Source organism: Microcystis sp. M31BS1 (assembly GCF_020245285.1).
In the GTDB taxonomy this organism is placed as follows: Bacteria; Cyanobacteriota; Cyanobacteriia; order Cyanobacteriales; family Microcystaceae; genus Microcystis; species Microcystis panniformis.
Genome location: NZ_JADBVE010000205.1, coordinates 1 through 3,189, shown reverse-complemented (window position 1 = coordinate 3,189; position 3,189 = coordinate 1). Strand labels below are relative to the sequence as shown.

The window sequence follows — 3,189 nt, the reverse complement described above, 5'->3', positions numbered from 1 at the left end:
TGTCGCCTTCGGAGTAATTGTGCCGAGCGTCCGAATATAGTCGGGTTCAATGTATTCAAAAATCGGATTGGAGCCATATTGTGCCAGAATCTTCTCCACAGAGAGCGACCCGGATAAATTCCAAATCTCTGCCCCCGTTAGCTTAATCGTCTGGGTGCTGACAGCACCAAAGAGGGACTTAAACTGAGCCACTTCGGCGCTGGTGATCCCCTTCTTGAACTTGAGAATCAGTTGATTGGGAGCATAAGGGGCAAGGGTGCTAGTTGCTGCCGGTTCTAGCTCTGAGGTGACGGGGGCGGCAGTGGGTACAGAGGCAAGACTCGACGCTGGACTGGTGGGATAACCAGAAGAGTTAATACTAAGAGAAGCGGGAAAGACCACTTGACTCGTAGCAGCAGGGGAGACTGGAACCGTAGGAGCCTCAGAGGAGACTGTAGATGGGGAGGGGTTAGAGTTCAGGACTCCTAAGGCGGGGGGAAGGGTTTCAATCGATACACTTAAATCGCCAGAATCTGTTAAATCAGCCGTGATTGGGAAGGATTGCTCAAAACCCAAAGCATCGTTTAAGGACGGCACATCTATACTTGATGAATCAGAACTTACTTGTGTTGTCTTCATGACTTTACCTACCTAATTGTCCGAAAATTAATCGGTCAATTACTTAAGTTTGTTGAATTCTTTCTGTTTATGGTTAGGGAAAAAGACCAGCCCAACCTTTCTGCCTTAGGGCTAAATCTCTCATCTACTTATGATTATAAATAGATAAGTTTAACAAAAAAATAAATTTTTTCTTAAATTAATTTATCCAAGAGCCTGATTAGTCACAGCAATAATAACAGCATTATTGAGAATTAAAAAACCTAGAGGTATTAAGCTGCCCGTGCATTTAAATTACTTGTTGAGACGCAGTTAAAATTCGTTGCGTAAATGCGTCCTAGCTTACTAGGTCAGGGTTTCTCAATCAACAGAGGAAATACTAAGACTATTTTTCAAAAACTGTAGCCCAATTATAGAAAAGATAATTAAGTGTATAAATCGGCTCTTATTGTTTCTTTGTGTAAGGGAGAAGAATAGAAATAATTCTCAAAAACATTGTCTTTAAAGCCTTGCCTAGCAAGACTTATATAAATAATAACTACTAATAAATATACCAAGTTTTTCAGAGACAATAAATGGGTAATATTTGGGAATAAAAAATAATTTTTGTTCAAAAATTGGCAAAATTTTTTATAGTTTTTAAACTAATTTACGAATTAAATTTTTTTAAATATAAATCAATAATTTTCCTTTAGTTTTCTAGTAATTACCAGCCAAATATACACCTTTATCTTCTTACAATAAACCAGCCACAACATTCAAATCAATACCTATTGCTTAAATTGAACATTCTCCTCACCTCAGTCCGGTTAATTTTTGCTTTAACGTTTTCTGCGGTTTGATTGCTTACTGTCACTAACCGAAGAAATCTTACCTTTAGATGAGCCTACTTTTACCTCAATCTGCTTAAACCGAACTCAGGTTAAATTAATCTTTTTTTCCTAATACCATTTTTCTTTATTTGCGTCACAACGAATGCAGGCTTGGCAAGCATTCGAGCGTGGATGTCTGTCATGGATTTAGAAATTTGGTATAAGTTCCCTGGAAAGATTAAGGTAAAAATTAGATCTATCGGCCTTTAGATTGACTGATCATGGCTATTTGCCACTGGTTCAGAGCTATCCTCGCCAATCCAAGCTCTGACTAACTCGTAGCAGAGACCGAGCAGAACTGGCCCGACGAACAAACCAATAATCCCATAGGCGATCACTCCCCCGAACACCCCTAGCAGAATCACCACCATGGGAATGGGCAGACCGCGCCCCATTAAGATCGGTTTGAGGAAATTATCCACCAAGGTGGCGGGAATCATCCAGAGGGTAAACAAGAGGGCGATGGAATTGGGTAATGTTACCCAAGCGTGAATGATCGCCCCCAAGACAATCAAACCGGGGCCAATTTGGAGAATGCCCAAAATTAGGGTGAGGAAAGTTAATAAACCGGCCGCAGGCGTTCCCACCGTGACTAAACCGATGCCGATCAAAAGACTCTGGATAATGGCAACGCCAATAATACCGCGGCTAACATTGCGGACGGTGGAGGCGGTCAGACTGGCCAGCGCGATGCCTCGACCTGGGGCAATCTTTTCCGCTAACCGGTTCATCAGGTGAGTCAGATTTTTAGCGGAGAGGGTGAGGGCTGCCGCAATCACAATTGAGACGATAAATTTCAGCACCGTCAGACCAGTACTGGTGGCTAGGGAAAGGGAAATTTTCCCCAGTTCTTTTAATTGTGGCTCGAAGCGTTGAAAAAATTGACCCGTGTTATCCGATGCCTGCTGCCAGAGACTCGCAATCCTTTCGCCGATTAGCGGCCAGGTGGCCACATCGGTGGGGGGAGGGGGAATCACCGCCGCACCAGTATCGATATATTCGGCCAGCGTTCGCAGATTACCGGCCAGAACCGCTGCGATGGCACTCACCGGACCGATAATGATCCCTAGACAAATTAGGGTGAGGAGAACTGCGGCCAGTTTCGCTCGGCCAGCGAGTAACTTTTTTAACCAGAGAAAGAGCGGATACCAAGCGATCGCCAGAATTGCTCCCCAGAGGATCATGGTTAGGAAGGGACGCAGCAGGGTAAAACCAGCAAATAACAACAGGCCGAGAAAGAACAGCCGGATGACGAGATCGATAATTTTAGCGTCATTTTTCATCAATAGCGATCGCCTTTTGGCTAGATGAGGACATTGCTGCAATTATGGCAGTTTTTCGTTATATATTTGGCTACAGTGGATCAGTCTTGATACCTTGACATCCTCACCGCCGTAAACGGACGGTGATTCCCAAACCTCACGATTTGGGTTTCTGCTTCTTTCCCTTGCGGGGTTCCGCACCTGCCTTAACAGATTTACTCTGTTCTGGTCTTATGGTCGCTCTACAGACTGACACCGCAAGCCCTGCGGCCAAAATGTTTTTACTAGCGTTAACATCTCGGTCATGGTGAGTCCTGCAGTCTGGACAATCCCACTCTCGAATATTTAACGGCATTTTTTCAGCAATATACCCGCAATTACTACACCTTTTAGAGCTAGGAAACCATCTATCTATTTCGATGTAATTTCTCCCATACCAACGGCATTTATAGGCTAAT

General features: G+C 43.7%; 3 protein-coding genes. All 3 read right to left on the bottom strand.

Features of this window, described 5'->3' with window-relative positions; all coding sequences use genetic code 11:
• On the bottom strand, positions 1–618 hold a 618-nt coding region (locus tag IM509_RS12040), incomplete at its 3' end, for a S8 family serine peptidase (protein WP_502882260.1).
• A 1,057-nt stretch (positions 619–1,675) separates the two neighbouring features.
• Positions 1,676–2,752 (bottom strand): AI-2E family transporter, encoded by a 1,077-nt coding sequence (locus IM509_RS12035; RefSeq protein WP_185238032.1) that lies wholly within the window; start codon positions 2,750–2,752, stop codon positions 1,676–1,678.
• Positions 2,753–2,888: 136 nt separating this feature from the next.
• The coding region (locus IM509_RS12030) for a zinc ribbon domain-containing protein (protein ID WP_287716972.1) at positions 2,889–3,189 on the bottom strand (301 nt) is incomplete at its 5' end.